The organism is Myxococcus sp. AM011 (genome assembly GCF_013372595.1).
Taxonomy (GTDB): Bacteria; Myxococcota; Myxococcia; order Myxococcales; family Myxococcaceae; genus Myxococcus; species Myxococcus eversor.
In genome coordinates this window covers 1-15,346 of record NZ_JABXEM010000263.1, presented here as the reverse complement: position 1 = coordinate 15,346, position 15,346 = coordinate 1, and the positions used below count along the sequence as shown (strand labels likewise).

Annotated in this window: 17 protein-coding genes; 7 read left to right on the top strand and 10 right to left on the bottom strand. The window is 68.7% G+C overall.

Annotation, left to right across the window (positions count from 1 at the left end; translation table 11 throughout):
* Positions 1-86: 86 nt before the first annotated feature.
* Positions 87-1,157, top strand: coding sequence for a hypothetical protein (locus HUW62_RS37975; RefSeq protein WP_176437194.1), 1,071 nt, complete (start codon positions 87-89; stop codon positions 1,155-1,157).
* Between the two features lie 94 nt (positions 1,158-1,251).
* Here the strand turns inward: HUW62_RS37975 and HUW62_RS37970 are convergent, their stop codons facing one another.
* Positions 1,252-1,569, bottom strand: coding sequence for a hypothetical protein (locus HUW62_RS37970; protein ID WP_176437193.1), 318 nt, complete (start codon positions 1,567-1,569; stop codon positions 1,252-1,254).
* A gap of 637 nt (positions 1,570-2,206) precedes the next feature.
* A complete protein-coding gene (locus tag HUW62_RS37965) occupies positions 2,207-2,410 on the bottom strand; it encodes a cold-shock protein (RefSeq protein WP_141640366.1) in 204 nt (67 codons plus the stop codon).
* Positions 2,411-2,829: 419 nt separating this feature from the next.
* On the opposite strand from HUW62_RS37965, the gene HUW62_RS37960 reads away from it, so the two are divergent.
* On the top strand, positions 2,830-3,441 hold the full coding sequence (locus HUW62_RS37960; RefSeq protein ID WP_176437192.1) for a hypothetical protein: 612 nt from the start codon (positions 2,830-2,832) through the stop codon (positions 3,439-3,441).
* 8 nt (positions 3,442-3,449) lie between these two features.
* Here HUW62_RS37960 and HUW62_RS37955 read toward each other — a convergent pair whose 3' ends face one another.
* From HUW62_RS37955 to HUW62_RS37920, 7 genes are all read right to left on the bottom strand, one after another.
* A complete protein-coding gene (locus tag HUW62_RS37955; RefSeq protein WP_176437191.1) occupies positions 3,450-5,591 on the bottom strand; it encodes a M28 family peptidase in 2,142 nt (713 codons plus the stop codon).
* Positions 5,592-5,608: 17 nt separating this feature from the next.
* Entirely contained in the window at positions 5,609-5,989 is a 381-nt protein-coding gene (locus tag HUW62_RS37950) for a GFA family protein (protein WP_176437190.1), read from the bottom strand.
* 205 nt (positions 5,990-6,194) lie between these two features.
* Positions 6,195-6,566, bottom strand: coding sequence for a hypothetical protein (locus tag HUW62_RS37945; RefSeq protein WP_163868800.1), 372 nt, complete (start codon positions 6,564-6,566; stop codon positions 6,195-6,197).
* Positions 6,563-7,591 carry an acyl-CoA desaturase gene (locus HUW62_RS37940; protein ID WP_240356840.1) on the bottom strand — a complete coding sequence of 343 codons (1,029 nt, stop codon included), beginning with the start codon at positions 7,589-7,591 and terminating at the stop codon, positions 6,563-6,565. Before HUW62_RS37940 ends, HUW62_RS37945 begins: the two co-directional genes overlap by 4 nt.
* A 584-nt stretch (positions 7,592-8,175) precedes the next feature.
* The gene (locus tag HUW62_RS37930; protein WP_176437189.1) at positions 8,176-8,640 is read right to left on the bottom strand and encodes an SRPBCC family protein; all 465 of its coding nucleotides are present in this window, start codon (positions 8,638-8,640) and stop codon (positions 8,176-8,178) included.
* Positions 8,637-9,005, bottom strand: a complete 369-nt coding sequence (locus HUW62_RS37925; RefSeq protein WP_163868803.1) for a helix-turn-helix transcriptional regulator — start codon at positions 9,003-9,005, stop codon at positions 8,637-8,639. Before HUW62_RS37925 ends, HUW62_RS37930 begins: the two co-directional genes overlap by 4 nt.
* A 33-nt stretch (positions 9,006-9,038) precedes the next feature.
* Complete coding sequence (locus tag HUW62_RS37920; protein WP_163868804.1) at positions 9,039-9,941, bottom strand: dienelactone hydrolase family protein; 903 nt, start codon at positions 9,939-9,941, stop codon at positions 9,039-9,041.
* Positions 9,942-10,033: 92 nt separating this feature from the next.
* On the opposite strand from HUW62_RS37920, the gene HUW62_RS37915 reads away from it, so the two are divergent.
* Positions 10,034-10,990, top strand: a complete 957-nt coding sequence (locus HUW62_RS37915) for a GlxA family transcriptional regulator (RefSeq protein ID WP_163868805.1) — start codon at positions 10,034-10,036, stop codon at positions 10,988-10,990.
* A gap of 62 nt (positions 10,991-11,052) precedes the next feature.
* On the opposite strand, the gene HUW62_RS37910 is transcribed toward HUW62_RS37915, so the two are convergent.
* Positions 11,053-11,481, bottom strand: a complete 429-nt coding sequence (locus HUW62_RS37910) for a PaaI family thioesterase (RefSeq protein WP_163868806.1) — start codon at positions 11,479-11,481, stop codon at positions 11,053-11,055.
* Between the two features lie 105 nt (positions 11,482-11,586).
* Between HUW62_RS37910 and HUW62_RS37905 the strand changes: the two genes are divergently transcribed.
* From HUW62_RS37905 to HUW62_RS37890, 4 genes are all read left to right on the top strand, one after another.
* A complete protein-coding gene (locus HUW62_RS37905) occupies positions 11,587-11,865 on the top strand; it encodes a hypothetical protein (protein ID WP_176437188.1) in 279 nt (92 codons plus the stop codon).
* A 246-nt stretch (positions 11,866-12,111) separates the two neighbouring features.
* Entirely contained in the window at positions 12,112-12,768 is a 657-nt protein-coding gene (locus HUW62_RS37900; protein WP_163868915.1) for a hemolysin III family protein, read from the top strand.
* Positions 12,769-12,822: 54 nt separating this feature from the next.
* Entirely contained in the window at positions 12,823-13,620 is a 798-nt protein-coding gene (locus tag HUW62_RS37895) for a polymer-forming cytoskeletal protein (RefSeq protein WP_163868808.1), read from the top strand.
* A gap of 117 nt (positions 13,621-13,737) precedes the next feature.
* Positions 13,738-15,279 carry a hypothetical protein gene (locus HUW62_RS37890; RefSeq protein WP_176437187.1) on the top strand — a complete coding sequence of 514 codons (1,542 nt, stop codon included), beginning with the start codon at positions 13,738-13,740 and terminating at the stop codon, positions 15,277-15,279.
* Positions 15,280-15,346: the final 67 nt, after the last annotated feature.

The window sequence follows — 15,346 nt, the reverse complement described above, 5'->3', positions numbered from 1 at the left end:
GCCCAGCACCTGCTCCCCGCCCGCGCGCCGAATTAGTGAGTATGAAATCAATAACTGACGAATTCAGCCGGAGGCCTCGTCACCCCATGAGCGCCAAGCACTCCACCCTCCCCCGCGGCCGAGCCACACGTCTCCAGGCTCCGCCGTTCCTCCTCACCCTCGCGCTGCTGTCGTCGGGCGTCGCGAGCGCGCAGACGTCACAGGACCGGGCCTACGTGGGCTTCTCCTGGACGAAGGGCACGGAGATCGGCTCGCGGGGCGGCAAGCTGAAGGAGCACCTCAAGCTCGAGGTGCGCCCCATGATGCCCATCCTGGAGCTGGGCATGTTGAAGCTGATTCCCACCCTGGGGTTCGAGACCCGGTGGATGGGAATGGAGCGCCGGACCGCGCCGCTCCATGAACAGGAGGGGGAGAAGAGCGGGAACCTCCACCGCTTCCAGCTCGGGCTCTCGCTGCTCGTCCCCGTTTCTCCCCGAGGACTGCTGCTGGTGGGCGCCTCCGGCAACATCCGCCCCGACTTCTCCAAGGGCTTCAAGGAGTTCGACGCCAGCCGGGACACGTCCTGGACGGGCTTCGCCCTGGGCAGCTACTTCCTCGGAGGAGACCCGAGGAAGACGCTGACGCTGGGAGTGGCCACGCAGTATCCGTTCGAGAAGGTGCCCGTCATTCCCGTCGTGGGCTTCACCTACCGCATGGACCCATACATCCTGGAGCTGGGCTTCCCTCGCGCCACCCTGCTCATGAAGGTGGGCAGCGGCCTGGAGCTGGGCTTCACGGGTGGGTTCGAGCGACAGGTGTTCCGCGTCGACCTGCCGGCCAGCAGCTCCGCGCCCGGCGTCCGGTACCTGAGCCAGACGGAGCTGCGGCTCGGCCCCACGGTGAATCTGCGCATGGGCAGCAGCGACCTGTGGCTGAGCACTTCGGCCGGCCTGGACTTCCTGGATGACTACGCACTGCTCGACGAGAACCGGGAGCGCATCTTCTCTGACCTTCCCGGCTCGACGAAGCCCGCTCCCTACCTGCGAATCTTGATGAGCTGGCGACCGCCGCATCGCTCGGCCTCGTCGAACGCGCGCCCCACGGGGCCCTCCACGTCGCAGCCGAGCAGCTCGGGCAGGAGCACTTCGCCCCTCCCATCTTCGCTCATCGGTCAGTGAGCCGTGACGCGGCCGGGAGGACGTCCAGCGACCGCGACTCTCCGGAGGGACTGGAGCGCCTCACTGCGCCCCAGCCCTTCCTTCCTGGAGCGGGCTACGGCGCGCAGTCAGTCCACGCGGCGTCGAAGAGGCCACCGCGCGTGCCTACCCCGCAGTAATCACTGGCACGCTGGGTACAATTCGAGACGACGCCCTCGACCAGGTGATAGCGGTCACGATTCCAGCACCACGCGCAGCAGCCATACGCCGCCGCCCTGACAGTCCCCGGGGCCTCCTCCACGGAGACGTTGGTGTCGTCCTGTCCAGGCTGAGCCGCTACGACTTCTTGCGCGCCCTCATCCATCGCGCCGCCACAGGCAACCAGGGAAGCGGCCAGGCTCAACATGACCACGAACGGCAATCGCTTCATCATGACGGAGTGCCCCTATTGAAGAAGGAACGCCAGACATTGGGTTCCTCCCTCAACCAATCCCAGACAGACCGCCGCTGAAATCGTGGCTTCCCACATCCAGACTCAAGCGTGGCGCGGCGGACACTCCGACGAGGCGCTGAACCGAGGACGAAAGCCAACGCCGCACGCGCTCACGCGCCGGCGAGCGTCTTTCGCAGCCAGGCAACCACCGGGAAGCGCCCGGGCCCGACAGTCAGGAGCAGCACCGAGATGACGAGGCACCGCAAAAGGGCGACCTCGTAGCCGCCAGCGTGTCCGACGAACGGGGCTCCGCTCACCACCCGCATGGAAGGACTCGGCCACGGCCCTCGAGAAGAAGAGGCCCACCGACGCCAGCGTGGACGAGCGGAGGAGGAACAGGATGGCGAGCGCCTCCTGACAGCCCCTTCCGAGGCGCAAGGCACGGGCCGGAGCGCGGCGGGCTTCATCCACCCCGCTGTTTCGCGGAGGACCTTGGCCGGCCTGGTGCTCCTCGGGGAACCCCTGCCGACGGAGTGGACACCCTCTACGGAGCAGGTCCCGAAAATACAGAAGGCCCGACCCTTTGATGGACCGGACCTTCTGGGTGAATCACGAAGTCGTCAGGATGACGAGGGGCTTAGATCGGGCGAACGTTCTGAGCCTGCAGGCCCTTGGGGCCCCGGGCGACATCGAACTCCACCTTCTGGCCTTCGGCCAGGGAGCGGAAGCCGTCCGCCTGGATGGACGTGTGGTGGCAGAACAGGTCCTCGCCCCCGCCGTCCTGGGTGATGAAGCCGAAGCCCTTCGCATCGTTGAACCACTTCACGGTACCGGTTGCCATTGCCTTGTTCTTCTTTCATCGCGGACAGGGAGAGTCGCCGTCCGGCCCCACAGAGTATCAACCCTACAAGACGACACAGCCTAAGCATTCGGCTTGGACGATGTCCACCCCCACGCACGTCATCCTTCGCACTTCTTGCCCTGACCCACCCCAGCCCATGTAGCGACATGTGCCAGATATTCCAGTATCAGCGCGACTTTCCTCTTCTCGCGGCCTGTCATCGCCGCCAATCGGGGATTACTCGGACGAAAGGCAGGTTTCGCCCCCAAGGTCGTTCACCCCGGAACCAACCAAGGGGGCGAGCGCACCTGGGCCCGCAGCGCGCGCCGCCGCGAGTGACCCCCGCGAAGCGGGCGTCCTTCCGTTCACGGGTGCACATTCGCGGCACCCAGGGAGGACGCGCAGTAGCTTCCTCGCGAATGAAACAGGTCACCGCGATTCTCGAAGCGTTGCGCCAGGCGAAGTCCCTGAAGGTGAAGATGGGGACCCCGATTGCACCGGAGGCCCTGGTGGAAGCCATCACTCCGCCCTTCGGCGTCATCGAATGGACCCCGCCTCCCACCTACCGCGAAGCCCTGGGCACGGGCTTGAGGTCCGCCACGCGGCACGTTCCGGCGGTGGGACGGGAGCGGGGGTTCAAGCTCTACGACGCGGACGCGCTCGGCAAGGCGAACGAGGACTGGGTCCACCTGCCAGAGGGGGTCACCATCGACGAGGGCGTCGACCTCTCCACCAACCACCTGGTCGGCTTCGCGGAGGCGGAGGGCGAGGCCGTGTGGTGCTTCGACGTGAGCGCGCCCCGCGCGGACGGGGAGTACCCGGTCTACTACCACCACGCGGAGATGCCTCGCGCCAGGGTGCTGGCGACGGGGGCCTGGCTGAAGCCCGAGGATGCGACGCCGGACTTCGAGTCCTTCGCGCAGTGGCTCGAGACGATGACCGCCGCGCTCATCTCAGAGCCTCCAGCTCCGTGGCTCCAGGACCTGGGCACGCCGGGGCTCACCTTCACCAAGAAGCGCCTCTCCCTGTAGCGCCGGGCTCAGCGGGCGGTCGTCATGATGCCGCCCCGCTCCAGCAATCCGAAGAGGTCCATCAGGGCCTCCACGGGGAAGACGTGGCCGTACTCGGCATAGGCCGCGTCGCGGATGTCCGCCACGGAGCGCTTGCCATCGGCGTAGCTCGCGAGGGCATCCGGCAGTTGGTAGAAGCGCAGCTCGCCCTCGCCGCGCTCTCGCAAGGCCGTGGTCGCTTCGCGCAGCGCGGCCTGCACGGTGGCCACGCGGGGCTGGTCCTCGGGGGCCGCCCGAGTCACCAGCTCGTCGAAGGACGCCAGCTCCTGCCCCTTCACGCGGCGCGGGACGAAGGCCCGGGCGCGGCGCTCCGCCTCGGAGGGCGCGGGCTCCTTCAGCGACACTCCGCGCGCCTTGCTGTCCGCGTCGAGCCGCTCCAGCGCCTGGGCCTCCGCCCTCTCCAGTGACTGCGTCATCGTCCGCACGGCCTTGGCCGGAGCGCCCAGTTGCACGCAGGAGAGCAGCGCGTCGCGCTCGCGCTGGTAGGCGGCGCGCACCACCGCGCGGGCCAGCCGGTGCATGCCGGCGACGCCGGTCGCGGGGGCGGAGGCCAGGTCGCGGCGGGCCCTGAACTCGTCCTCCGCCACGCGCCGCGCGCCGTGCACCGCCACCAGTCGCGCCAGGTCGAGCGCGCCGGGCCCTTCCGCCCAGGCGGCGACGGTGATGGAGGACAGGCCCGCGAAGGCGGCGCGGTGGAGCTGGGTGGGGTCCACCAGCTCCGGCCTGTCTCCGCTGGTGTGGTAGGTGTCGTCGGGCCAGGTGGAGAAGGCCACGCCAGGGATGCCGTGGTCATTGAAGAGCTGGTGGTCCGAGCCCCGACTGTACCGGTCCAGGTGCGCATCCAGCGGGTCCCTGGAGCCGGTGACCGAGCCGATGCGGAAGTCCTTCCGGGGCGGATACGCCACCCCGTTGAAGCGGTTCATGAAGGCCACGGTGGACTCGGACACGGCGTTCACGAAGCTGCCATTCCAGTCCGGCGTATAGGACACCAGGAAGCGCGAGTGGGCCCGGGACAGGCTCGCGCCGAGCATGTCGAAGTTGAAGTGGGCCACCCGCCGCACGGGGTCGGCGCCGTGGAGGGCGAACCACTCCCGGGTGCCCTCGAACTCCGGCAGCCACAACACGCGCAGCGTGCGCACGGGAGGAGGAAGCACGCCCTGGCGGATGAGCGTGGTGTACGTGCGCACCAGCTCCAGCAACGTGGCCGAGCCCGAGGCGTTGTCATCCGCGCCGGGCTTGTAGTGGTCCAGGTGCGCGGTGAGGACGACCTCCTCGCCAGCGCGCGTGCCGGGGATGACGCCACTGAGGATGCCGTAGTGCCCCGGGTACTCCTCGGTGGCGACATGCACGTCCACCTTCACCGGGCCCGTCAGCAACTGGGCGCGCAGCTCACGGCCCTGGCGGTCGGAGACCATGAACAGGAACGGCGCGGGCTGGCCCTCGGGCACCAGCCCCGGCGGGACGATGGCCCAGCCCACCTGGTCCGGGAAGTCGCCGTCCAGACGGTGGGGCAGGTTCCACGGCGGCGTCGAATAGGAGGAGACGACGCCCACCGCGCCCAGCTTCGTCACCGCCCTGCGCAGGGTGGCGCTGGGGTGGCCGCGCGTGAGCACCACCTTGCCCTTCAGGTCCTTGCCCGCGTACTCGGCATCCTGGGTGCCGGTGCCCACGTCGACCAGCTCCAGGTCCGCGCCCTCGAAGCTCCCGCTCTTTATCGCCAGCGACATGGGCAGGTCCGCATGGGACGTCACCCGGTAGCGCTGGGGGCCGGCCACCCACAGCTCGCCCCGGGTGGCGCGCCACTGGGGCCCTTGCTTCATCGGCTCCAGGCGCACGTCCTTCAGCCCCGCGGCCTCGGCGGCGGCCTTCGTCCACACGGCCGCTTCGGTGTAGCCGCCCGCGTTGTCACGGGCGAGGAGCGCCAGTCGCTGCACCCCGTCATGGATGCGGTCACCGGAGCTCTCATGGATGAGGGCGCGCACCACGTCGTCGCGCAGCACCAGGCCGGTGGTGGGCGACACGGACCCCACCGGGGACGAGGGCGTCTGGGCGGCGGCGCCGAGCGTGACGAGGACGACGAGAGCGGCGAAGGGGTGTGGGAAGAGGCGCATGGGGAGTCTCGCCGGCCTTATCGCTCATGCTGGGGCAAGCCGTCCCCCAGCTCGTAGTAGTCCCCCTTGCTGGCCACGAAGATGTGCTTCGCCAGCCGGGCGTGGGTGGGCGCATCGAAGGCCCCCATGGCGATGGCCGTCCAGTCCCCGTGAATCGGGTCCCAGAAGAGCACCGACCCGCAGGTGGAGCAGAACCCCCGCCGCACCTTCTCCGACGAGCGGAACCAGGTGACCTTGTCGGCGCCGTGGACAGTCACGGCGGCACGGGGGACGTCGGTGGACGCCCAGAAGTGTCCTGATTGCTTGCGGCACTGCGAGCAATGACAGGCATTCGGTGGCGGCAGGTCTCCCGCCACCTCGAACGTGATGGCTCCGCAAAGGCAGGCTCCTCGGTGCATGACGTGCCCTTTCGTCGGCGTCCCGGTGAACGGGGCCTTGGCCCGAAGATAGGCGAAGCGAGGAGCAAGGGAGCCACTGGAATCGGTCCGCCTCTCCGCCCGACTCGGCAAGGCCCTGCGCGAGCGATGGGAGCCTGCACGCTCACCACCGGCGGAGCCTCCGGCCGCGACCGGGAACGCCCCGGCGCGGTCGGCCTGACGTCCCCTACCAGTAGCGGCGGGGAGGAGCGACCTTCGGAGGAGGCGCCGGCAGCGGCTCCAGCATGCCGCACTTCAACAGCCGGTCGACGGCCTCCTTCACCACCTTCGCGGAGATGTCACAGCCCTCCAGGCTGTGCGTCGCCTCGGAGACGGTCCTCCCGCCTGCCTCGAACTCCACCAGGAAGAGCCCATCCTCCGCGCCGAGCCCGAGCGACGCACCCCAGGTGGCGCGGGCCGCGTCGAACTGGGCGCGTCCACTGCCGGCCTTGGCTGCTTCAATCATGACGGTATACGCCGCCACGGCTTCCGTCCCCTTGGGTGAAAGCCTGAACTTCTGCGCCCGCCCGTACCGCACCTTCTCCGTCTCGTCACTCATACCGCGCCCTCGATGGCAGCAGGCTGCCCCATCCGCTTGAGCCACCGCACGTGGCTCTTCAATGCCGCACCGACGCTCTCGTTCGCACGGTAGCGGATGCCGTGCTCACGACAGGTCTCCTCGACGATGCGAGAGAGCGCCGGATAGTGCAGGTGACACACCCTGGGGAAGAGGTGGTGCTCCACCTGGAAGTTCAGCCCTCCCAGGTACCAGCTCACCAGCGGGTTGCCCCGCGCGAAGTCCACCGTCGACAAGACCTGGTGCGTGGCCCAGTCGCGAGGAAAGGTGGCGCCGCCTTCCGGTGGCACGGAGAAGTCCGCCTCCTCCACGCAATGCGCCATCTGGAACACCGTGGCCAGCGTCAGCCCGAGCACGAACGAGGTGACCACATGGCCCAACAAGACTTGCCAGAGCGGGTGGAAGAACCACGGCACGATGAGCGCCCAGCCATAGAACAGGAGCTTGCCGCCCACGGCGCCCGCCAGCATCCGCCGGTTGGGGCGCGGCATCTTCTGTCGCCCCACGCGCCCGTTGAGCAGGTCCTTGAAGTCGTCCACGAAGTGCCACTTCAAGGTCAGCAGCCCGTAGAGCAGCCAGATATAGGCGTACTGGAAGCGATGCCCCGACCGCAGCTTCTGCGCCGGCGCCAGCCTGCAGAACGGCTGGATGTCGATGTCCGCGTCCAGGCCCACCACGTTCGTGTGGCTGTGATGGAAGATGTTGTGCTTCCAGCCCCACACGTACGAGGAGCCGCCGATGGCATCGAGCGTTCCTCCCAGAAACTGATTGATGCCGCGACGCGAGGAATAGCTTCCATGGTTGGCGTCATGCTGGACGCTGAACCCCACGCCGGCGATGGCCAGCCCCAGCGACAGGCAGCCGGCGAGCGCGCCCCAGGGGCCCGCGGCGCCGAAGACGAGCCACGCATAGGAGGCCGCGAACCACGCCAGGATGACGCCCGTCTTCACGTACATCCACGGCAGGTCCCGAGGCGAACGCCCGCTCGCTCCCAGGTAGAGCTCCACCCGAGCCTGTAAGTCCTGAAGAAAGAGCCCTGACTCGAGAAATTTCGCCTTCGTCGCGTGCGACAACGTCCACCCGCCTTCACCACGCCGCCAGGGGCACCATCGGTGGAGTCTGGTGTCGCGCTGGGAGGAGCCCGCCGCGGCCATCGCCTGCCTGGTACCGAAGGTCCATGTAACACATCGACCCCACGAACTGTTCCGGCCTCTCGTGCCACCCGGCACGCGGGGCTTACGCCCCAGCGCCCGCCGCCGAACAGAACGCCCCCTCGCCCTCCCCAGCGAAGCCCTGTAGCCAACGTCACGGACACAGTGGGCCTCTGTGGGCAGCCACCCTCCCCCACCTCACGCAGTGGCGTCAGCCGCCGCGCTCGACGTAGGCCGCCAGGTTGGCCAGCGACGATTGCAGGCCTTGCGCATGGTCCTCCTCGGAGATGCCGGGCGACACGTTCTCGCGGGTGATGGTGACCTTCGTGCCACCGTCCGCCTGCGCTCTCCGGTCATCGCCGTGGGTCTCCCCGCGAAGGGGTCCGTGATTGCACCCATGACGCGCACTCCACCGGGCACGACTTCGCCCGGGGCGCAGCCTACTCGGGATGCGCTTCGAGCTCCCGGGCCAGACACTCGAGCAGCTCGCGAGAGCCCTCCTTGCGCCCTTCCGAGCCATCCTTGCCGTCGACGAAGGCCGTGTGCTCGGTGAGCCGCAACGAGGTCCCCGAGGGGACCGGGACGAACTCCATCGAGCCCAGGGACGACGACATGGGCGCGCCGTCGTACGTCATCGAGTAGGCGAAGATGAGGCGCATGTCCTCGATGATGTCCAGATAGACGCAGTCATGGGTCATCTCCGGGCCATCACCGTAGCGAAAGCGCGTGCGCTCGAAGCCGCCCACCTTGAAGTCCAGCGAGTAGCTGTCGACGATGAACCCCTCGCCCTCGGCGAACCAGCGACGCTTCTTGCGCGGGTCCGACATGGCCTTGAAGACGCGCGCCGGAGACGTGGGATAGGTGCGCTCCAGGGTGAAGCTCTTGTGGATGACAGGCGAGGTCATGGCTTTTTCCTCCGGCGTGACTTCGTGGGGGGTTCGGGCTCTTCGTCCGGCTCCATCAGCAGCGCCCCGAGCCGGTCCAGACGACGCTCCCAGCGCGAGCGGTGACTCGCGAACCACTGTTCGGCGGCGGCCAGCACGTCCGGCGCCAGCTCCACCGTGCGGACCCGTCCCACCTTGCTGGTGCGGACGAGCCCGCTCGATTCGAGCAGATGGACGTGCTGGCCAATGGCCGACAGCGACACCGGAAACGGTGCGGCCAGGTCACTGACCGACACCGGCCCGGCTGCGAGGCGTTCGACCATCGCTCTCCGCGTCGGGTCCGCCAGCGCGTGAAAGACCTGGTCCAGGGAGGAATGCTGAAGCATTTGCTTCAGTATTGGCGGGATGCGCCGCAATGGTCAAGCAGTTGCTTCAGTGTTCGGAGCGCCCGTCACCGCCGATGCAGCACGGGCGAGCGAGCGACCCAGGAGCCGTCGCCGGAGGAACGCCAGGATTTCGTCCCGCGCGGCGGCGGTGGGCGCGTGCGCCTCGTCGACGAAGTGGACGGTCAGCACGCTGTGAGGCGTTGGGATGAAGCGGAAGAAGTCGTCGGGGCGCTCGGACTTCGGCCCCGCCGCGCTGTCCGGGAGCACTCGCCCGTGGAAGCGCTCTCCGAGGGCCTGCTGGTAGGCGGCGAAGCGCTCCGCGCGACAGAAGGCGTCACCCTGGAAGCGATAGGCCAGGACGGTCAGGTCCTCGTCCACCAGTCGTTGCCGCACACGCTCCAATTCCTCCGGGGCGATGTTCACGCCCCCGGGCTCGTCGAGCGGCAGTGACGGCTGCGACAGCACCGGCGCCAGCACCGCCTTCTCCAGCATCATCGACAGCGCGAAGTTGCCGGTGAAGCACATCCCCACCGCGCCCACTCCCGGACCGCCACACTCCGCATGCGCCTGGGCGGCCAGCGCCCTCAACCACACCGTGATGGGACTGGACTGGTTCGCGCCGAGCGCCCGGAACTCCTTGCTGATGCATGCGCGCTCGAAGATGGCCTTGCCCTCCTTCGCGGTGGGGACCGCGCCGTCCTTGCCGAAGAGGCTCGGCATCCACACGGTGAAGCCGGCGTCCCTCACCCAGCGGGCGAAGCGGGCGACACGCGGACTGATGCCTGGCATCTCCGCCATCACGATGACCGCCGGGCCCGCCCCCGCCATGTAGACCTTCCGCGTCTCCTCTCGCAGGGTGACTTCGCGGTGCTGAAAATCCTCCAGGGCATCGTCCTCTTCGAGATTGCGCGCGGCGGGAACGGCTCGGGTCGTCATGGGCGTTCGTATCCTTTCGCCACCAGGAGACCATCCGCCCAGCCGCATCCACCAGTGTCGGAAATGACGTTTTTCGGGCAGATTCAGACACCATGTCCTTCACCATCATCGCCCTGGAGGGAGCCTTCGCGACGGGTGTCGCGGCGACGCTCGACATGCTGCGGGCGGCGCGCTCCCTGGGGGCGAAGTCGCTGGACTTCGAGGTGTGCTCGGTCGACGGAGGTCAGGTCCCCCTCTCGGAGCGCGTGAGCCTCCAGACGTCGCGCCTGCGAGTGGGGGCCCGCGGCGACGAGACGACCTGGGTCATCCCCGGGCTCGGGATGACGAATGCCGCCGCCGTGCGCGCGCGCCTCGGCAGACCGGATGCCACGAAGCTCTCGAAGGCCATCGCCCGTCACGTCTCGCGGGGAGGACGTGTCGCCGCCTCGTGCACCGCCGTCTTCCTGCTGCAACAAGCAGGGGTCCTCGTCGGACGCCGGGCCACCACCACCTGGTGGCTCGCGGGCCTGCTCTCCGAGTGGGAGGGACAGTGCCGGGTCGACTCGAACGCGATGGTCTGCGCGGATGGTCCCATCATCACGGCCGGAGCCGCCTTCGCGCAGACGGACCTCATGCTGCACCTGCTTCGCGAGCGCTGCGGCGCGCGACTGGTCGACCTCCTCGCGCGCACCATGCTGCTCGACGGACGGCAGGCACAGGCGAAGTTCATCGCACCCGAGCTGCTCGCGAACGGAGACGCGTTGATTGCGCGCATCACCTCGGAGCTGGAGGCACGCTTCCCGAATCCCCCGGGCGTCGCCGAGCTCGCCTCTCGCCTCGGCATGACGGAGCGGACGCTGTCGCGCCACGTGCGGCGCGCGACGGGCCGGAGCCCCCTCGCGCTCGTCCACAGCGTCAAGGTGCGGCGCGCCCAGGCGCTCCTCCAGGCCACCCATCTGAGCATCGACGATGTCGCCGCCGAGGTCGGCTACCAGGACGCGAGCACGCTCCGGAGGCTGATGAAGAAGCTCGGGGGTGGCTCGCCCCGCGCGCTTCGCTCGGTGCGGTGAAGCAGCGCGGCGAGCCCTTCGTCGAGACTCCGGCCTGGACGTCCTCCGTCCACTCGAGTGGCTCAGGAGCCCGTGCCGCCACTCCGGTCCATGGGTGGAATCGCGTAGGTCCCCACCGCGTGGGCCACGGGCTCCGGCAGTCCCTCCGAGTAGAGGGACACCTCGCCCACCGCCAGCGTCCGCCCCAGCTTCAGCAGCTTGCACACGCCGACGATGCGCCGGTCCGCCGAGGGCTTCCGCATGAAGTTGAAGCTCAGGCTCGTCGTCACGGTGAGCGGGACGATGCCAATCTCTCCCAGAATCGCGACGTAGAGCGCCACGTCGGCGGTGGCCATCAGCACCGGGCCGGACACCGTGCCGCCGGGCCGCAGCTCCGCGACACCGACTTCATGTGCCACCGTGGCGGAGTGGTCCCCGACCTCGAGAATCCGCACCCGCGTCTGCGGAAACTCGGCGGAGATGAAGTCCGCGATTTCTTGCTGGGTTGCCATCCCCCGAGTCTGGGGGAAACACCCCCGTGAGCACCATCTCATCGGGGTTCGCGGGATTCATGTTAGGACCCGAGGCGCACCCGCGGTCCTGCATTGGAACTTCTCATGAAGCTTTCGCTTGCGGTGGTGGTGTCGCTCTCATGTCTTGCTTTGCTGGGCTGCGGTGGGCCGTCGCCAGACGTCGCGGACGATGCCGGGCTCGACGAGTCCGGAGCCGTGTCCCAGTCCGCCACGTGCAGCGAGCTGCCCTCGTGCAGTCCCTACCACGGGCAACCGTGCGCTCCTCTCTACAGCCGCAAACCATGCTGCCGGGGCACCGACGTCGATGAGCTGGTGTGCTCCACCAATGGCATCACCCCGGCGTTGACGTGGCAGTTCTGGTGAACCCGGCAGTCACCTTCGCGTGACGGTGACGAGCCCTCTTGGCTCGTGGACGTGTGTGCAGGGGTGCGCCGCTCGCTTCTGACAGGGCAACTGTGCTTCTGATGGAGCCATGTTCATCACGCACCGCGCCATGGCCTTTGCAGCCACCCCTCCACGCCACGGAAGCGGTGCCCTCGCACTGCTGGAGAAACCTGGCCTCCTCGCGCGGTCCTCCGGCGCCCGCTTCGTGGATGCCGGGAGCCCGTCCTGACCACCGAGGCCGTCGTCGAAAAGCCGAAGCTGCGCGGCGTGCTGCACCAGTTCGCGGCCGTGGGCGCGCTCGGGGCCGGTGCGGTGCTGGTCTCCATGGCGCCCACGCTCCGGACCGCCACCGCCGCCGCGCTGTATGCCGTCAGCCTGGTCGTGCTGTTCTCGGTCAGCGCCACCTACCACCGCGTGGACTGGTCCGTTCGCGCCCGCGCCTGGATGCGGAAGATGGACCATGCCTCCATCTTCATCCTCATCGCCGGCACGTACACGCCCATCGCCCTGATCGGGCTCTCCGGTGCCGCGGGCGACAGCCTGCTGCTCGCCATCTGGTGCGGCGCCCTCCTCGGCGTCGTGAAGTCCCTGTTCTGGGCCCATGCCCCCAAGATTCTCACCGCCGCCCTCGCCATCGCCGTCGGCTGGACGCTGGTGCCCTATCTCCCCGAGGTGCGCGCGGCGCTCGGCGGCGTGGAGCTGGTGCTCATCCTCCTGGGCGGCGTCGCCTATACCTCCGGGGCCATCGCCTACGCCTTGAAACGCCCTGACCTCCGCCCTGGCGTCTTCGGCTACCACGAGCTGTTCCATGCGTTGACCATCGTCGGCGCGCTGTTCCACTTCGTCGTCGTGCTGCGGCTCGTGCGCGCCGCGGGCGCGTAGAACCCGCGAAGTCGAACCGGGGCCACCGCGAACTCGCCTTGGGATGGGGTCCTCGTGCGGTATCCTGGTGGCATGATGGGCACGAAGAAACACCTGCTCCCGAAGGCCCTGCGCTTCAGCGCGGGGACACTCACCGAACAATCGGCGCTGGCGCTGCTGAAGAAGCACGCCCGTGGGAAGTTCGCGAAGTCCAGCACCCTGCGCGCCGCGAAGCGCTTCATCGAGCAGCGCGTCGCGGGCGACCGCGCCGACAGCGACATCCTCCACCACGTGGGACGCGTCAGCCTCGAGGAGCTCGTCACCGGGCGCCGCCCCCGAATCGGCCTCCTCATCGTCGAAGGCGACCTCACCGTGAAGGGGCGCTACGAGGACTCGCTCGACCCGGAGTCGGTCGTCATCGTCACCGGCTCCCTGCGGGCCCGGGACGTCATCACCGCCGGGTTCCTCGAGGTGCACGGGGACCTGGTCGCCGGCCAGTCCATCCTGTTCGTCGACAACGACGCCTGCGGCGAGGTGTTCGGCGACGTCAGCGCGCCCTTCGTCTACACGAACTATCACGCGGTGAAGGTGCACGGCGGCGTGAACGCCCGACTCGTCACGGGAGACGCGAAGCACATCCGGAGCACGAAGCCGTACGCGTTCATCGAGGAGACGGACCCGCGCGTCCGGGATGCCCTCTCCCCCAGGTTGCTGAAGGTCTTCGCCGACGAGATTTTCGAGGACGAAGAGGGCGAGGAGGCCGACGCCGAGGCGCCGTGGATCGACGCCATCGACGTGGAGAAGCTCGCGGCGTTCGTCCGCCGGGGTCATCCCGCGCTGGCGCAGCCCGCTCCCGGACGTCGGAAGAAGTGAGCACTGCCTACGGGCGCGACCGGGGAGGATTCCCGCTCGCCCCGGACAGGACGTGCCGAGGCGTTCAGCGCCGTACCCCGCCCTCATAAGCTGGCGTCACGCCCGGAGCGCGACGCCATGAACACCCACGAGAGGCCGCAGAGTGACGTCACGTCCACCAAGGCAGCCTGGGAGGAGCGCGGCACGAGCGAGGCCCCCGCCGCCTGCGTCGAGACGCCCTCGGGAAAGCGACACCAGGCCCTTCAGCGGAAGTTGAACCAGCGCCCCGCCGTCCAGTCCCTGCTCCAGCGCCAGCAGGACGTCAGCCAGAGTCCCCGCGTGGTGGCCCGCGAGGCCCAGGCCAGCGCGCTCCAGGCGCGACATGCCACGCCCGCCGCCACCGCTGGGAGCGCCCCCGTCGTCCAACGCTACACCGTCGAGGACGGCTACCGCGTCTCGGAGCACCACACCCTCGCCGTGCCGGAGCAGAACGAGTCCAAGGACTTCTACGCCACTCCCGCCGAAATCAACCGCTCCAACCTCATCCTCGAAGCCATCCAGTCCCGGGTCGAACTCCAGGCAGGGCCAGCCGCGCCGGAGCCGCTCGCGGACATGCGGGCCGTGACGCCCGTGCCTCGGAATCCCCAGCAGCCCCTCTTCGATGTCAACGAGTGCATCGATGTGGCCGACCGCGTGACGAACTCGGGACAGACCCACGCCATCTACCAGCCTGGCGAAGGGGGAGTGCCGCTCCTGCGGCAACAGTCTCCCTATCCCGCCGTCGTGGAGCAGCTCAACGTCATCGCGAGGCATCTGGCGGACAATCCCGACGTCACACCCCAGACCCTCGTCACGGACCAGAATGCCATCTCGGATGAGAACGAGGATGCGGCCCGGCTCCAGTTCACGTTCGGCGGCGTGGACATCCGAACAGACCGACTGACCGATGCCAGCACCGCTCTGGCGCCGGTGATTCCCGTGAGGGAGCTGCGTATCGCCCTGCTGAGGGAGATCTTCGCCGGGGCCTATGAGAGGCAACCCGAGGTCCAGCAGCGACTCGCGGGCACGCTCGGAGCATTCCTCGCCCAGCATGCGCAGGACGGCGCTCGTGAAATCGATGAGTGGGCAGAGCTGCTCCAGGACTCCTTCGACACCCACTTGCGGCAGGCAAGAGACGACGCGACGGCGAGGTATATGGACCAGTACGCCGACGTGACGGACGCGCGAAGTCGCCAGGTGGGTGTCAACGCCCACGCCAACCCAGAGCCCGGTGAGTCCTACGCCATCGTCGGAAGCCGCGACCGGACCCCGGAGGAGATGCAGCTCTGGAGCTTCCACTTCGCCGCGGTGATTGCCCGTGATGGCGCGGACACCGTCACGCTCGAGAACTACAACCGGAACGGGGCGGAGGGCGCCAACCAGCAGTGGTACTTCGACATGCACGGCCCCCAGCAGTCCTTTCACGAGAAGCACCGGCACACCGTCGCTGGCGCGCTCACGCTGCGGATGGGTGCCCCCGCGACCGACGAGCTGCGGACCCGGACACTCATGGGCCTTCCCCAGCCCGTCTCGGAGGAGGTCGCCGCGAGAATCGAGCAGGCCCGGACGCGCGCGGAGCTGGCGGCCATCCACGCCGACGTCATGAGCGCGACCCCCGAGCAGGACGCCGACACCCTGTAGCGCCCCTCATCCCAGGCGCGACGATGGGGCGCGGACGTGCTACCCCCTCGGGTCCATGCCCCGTCCC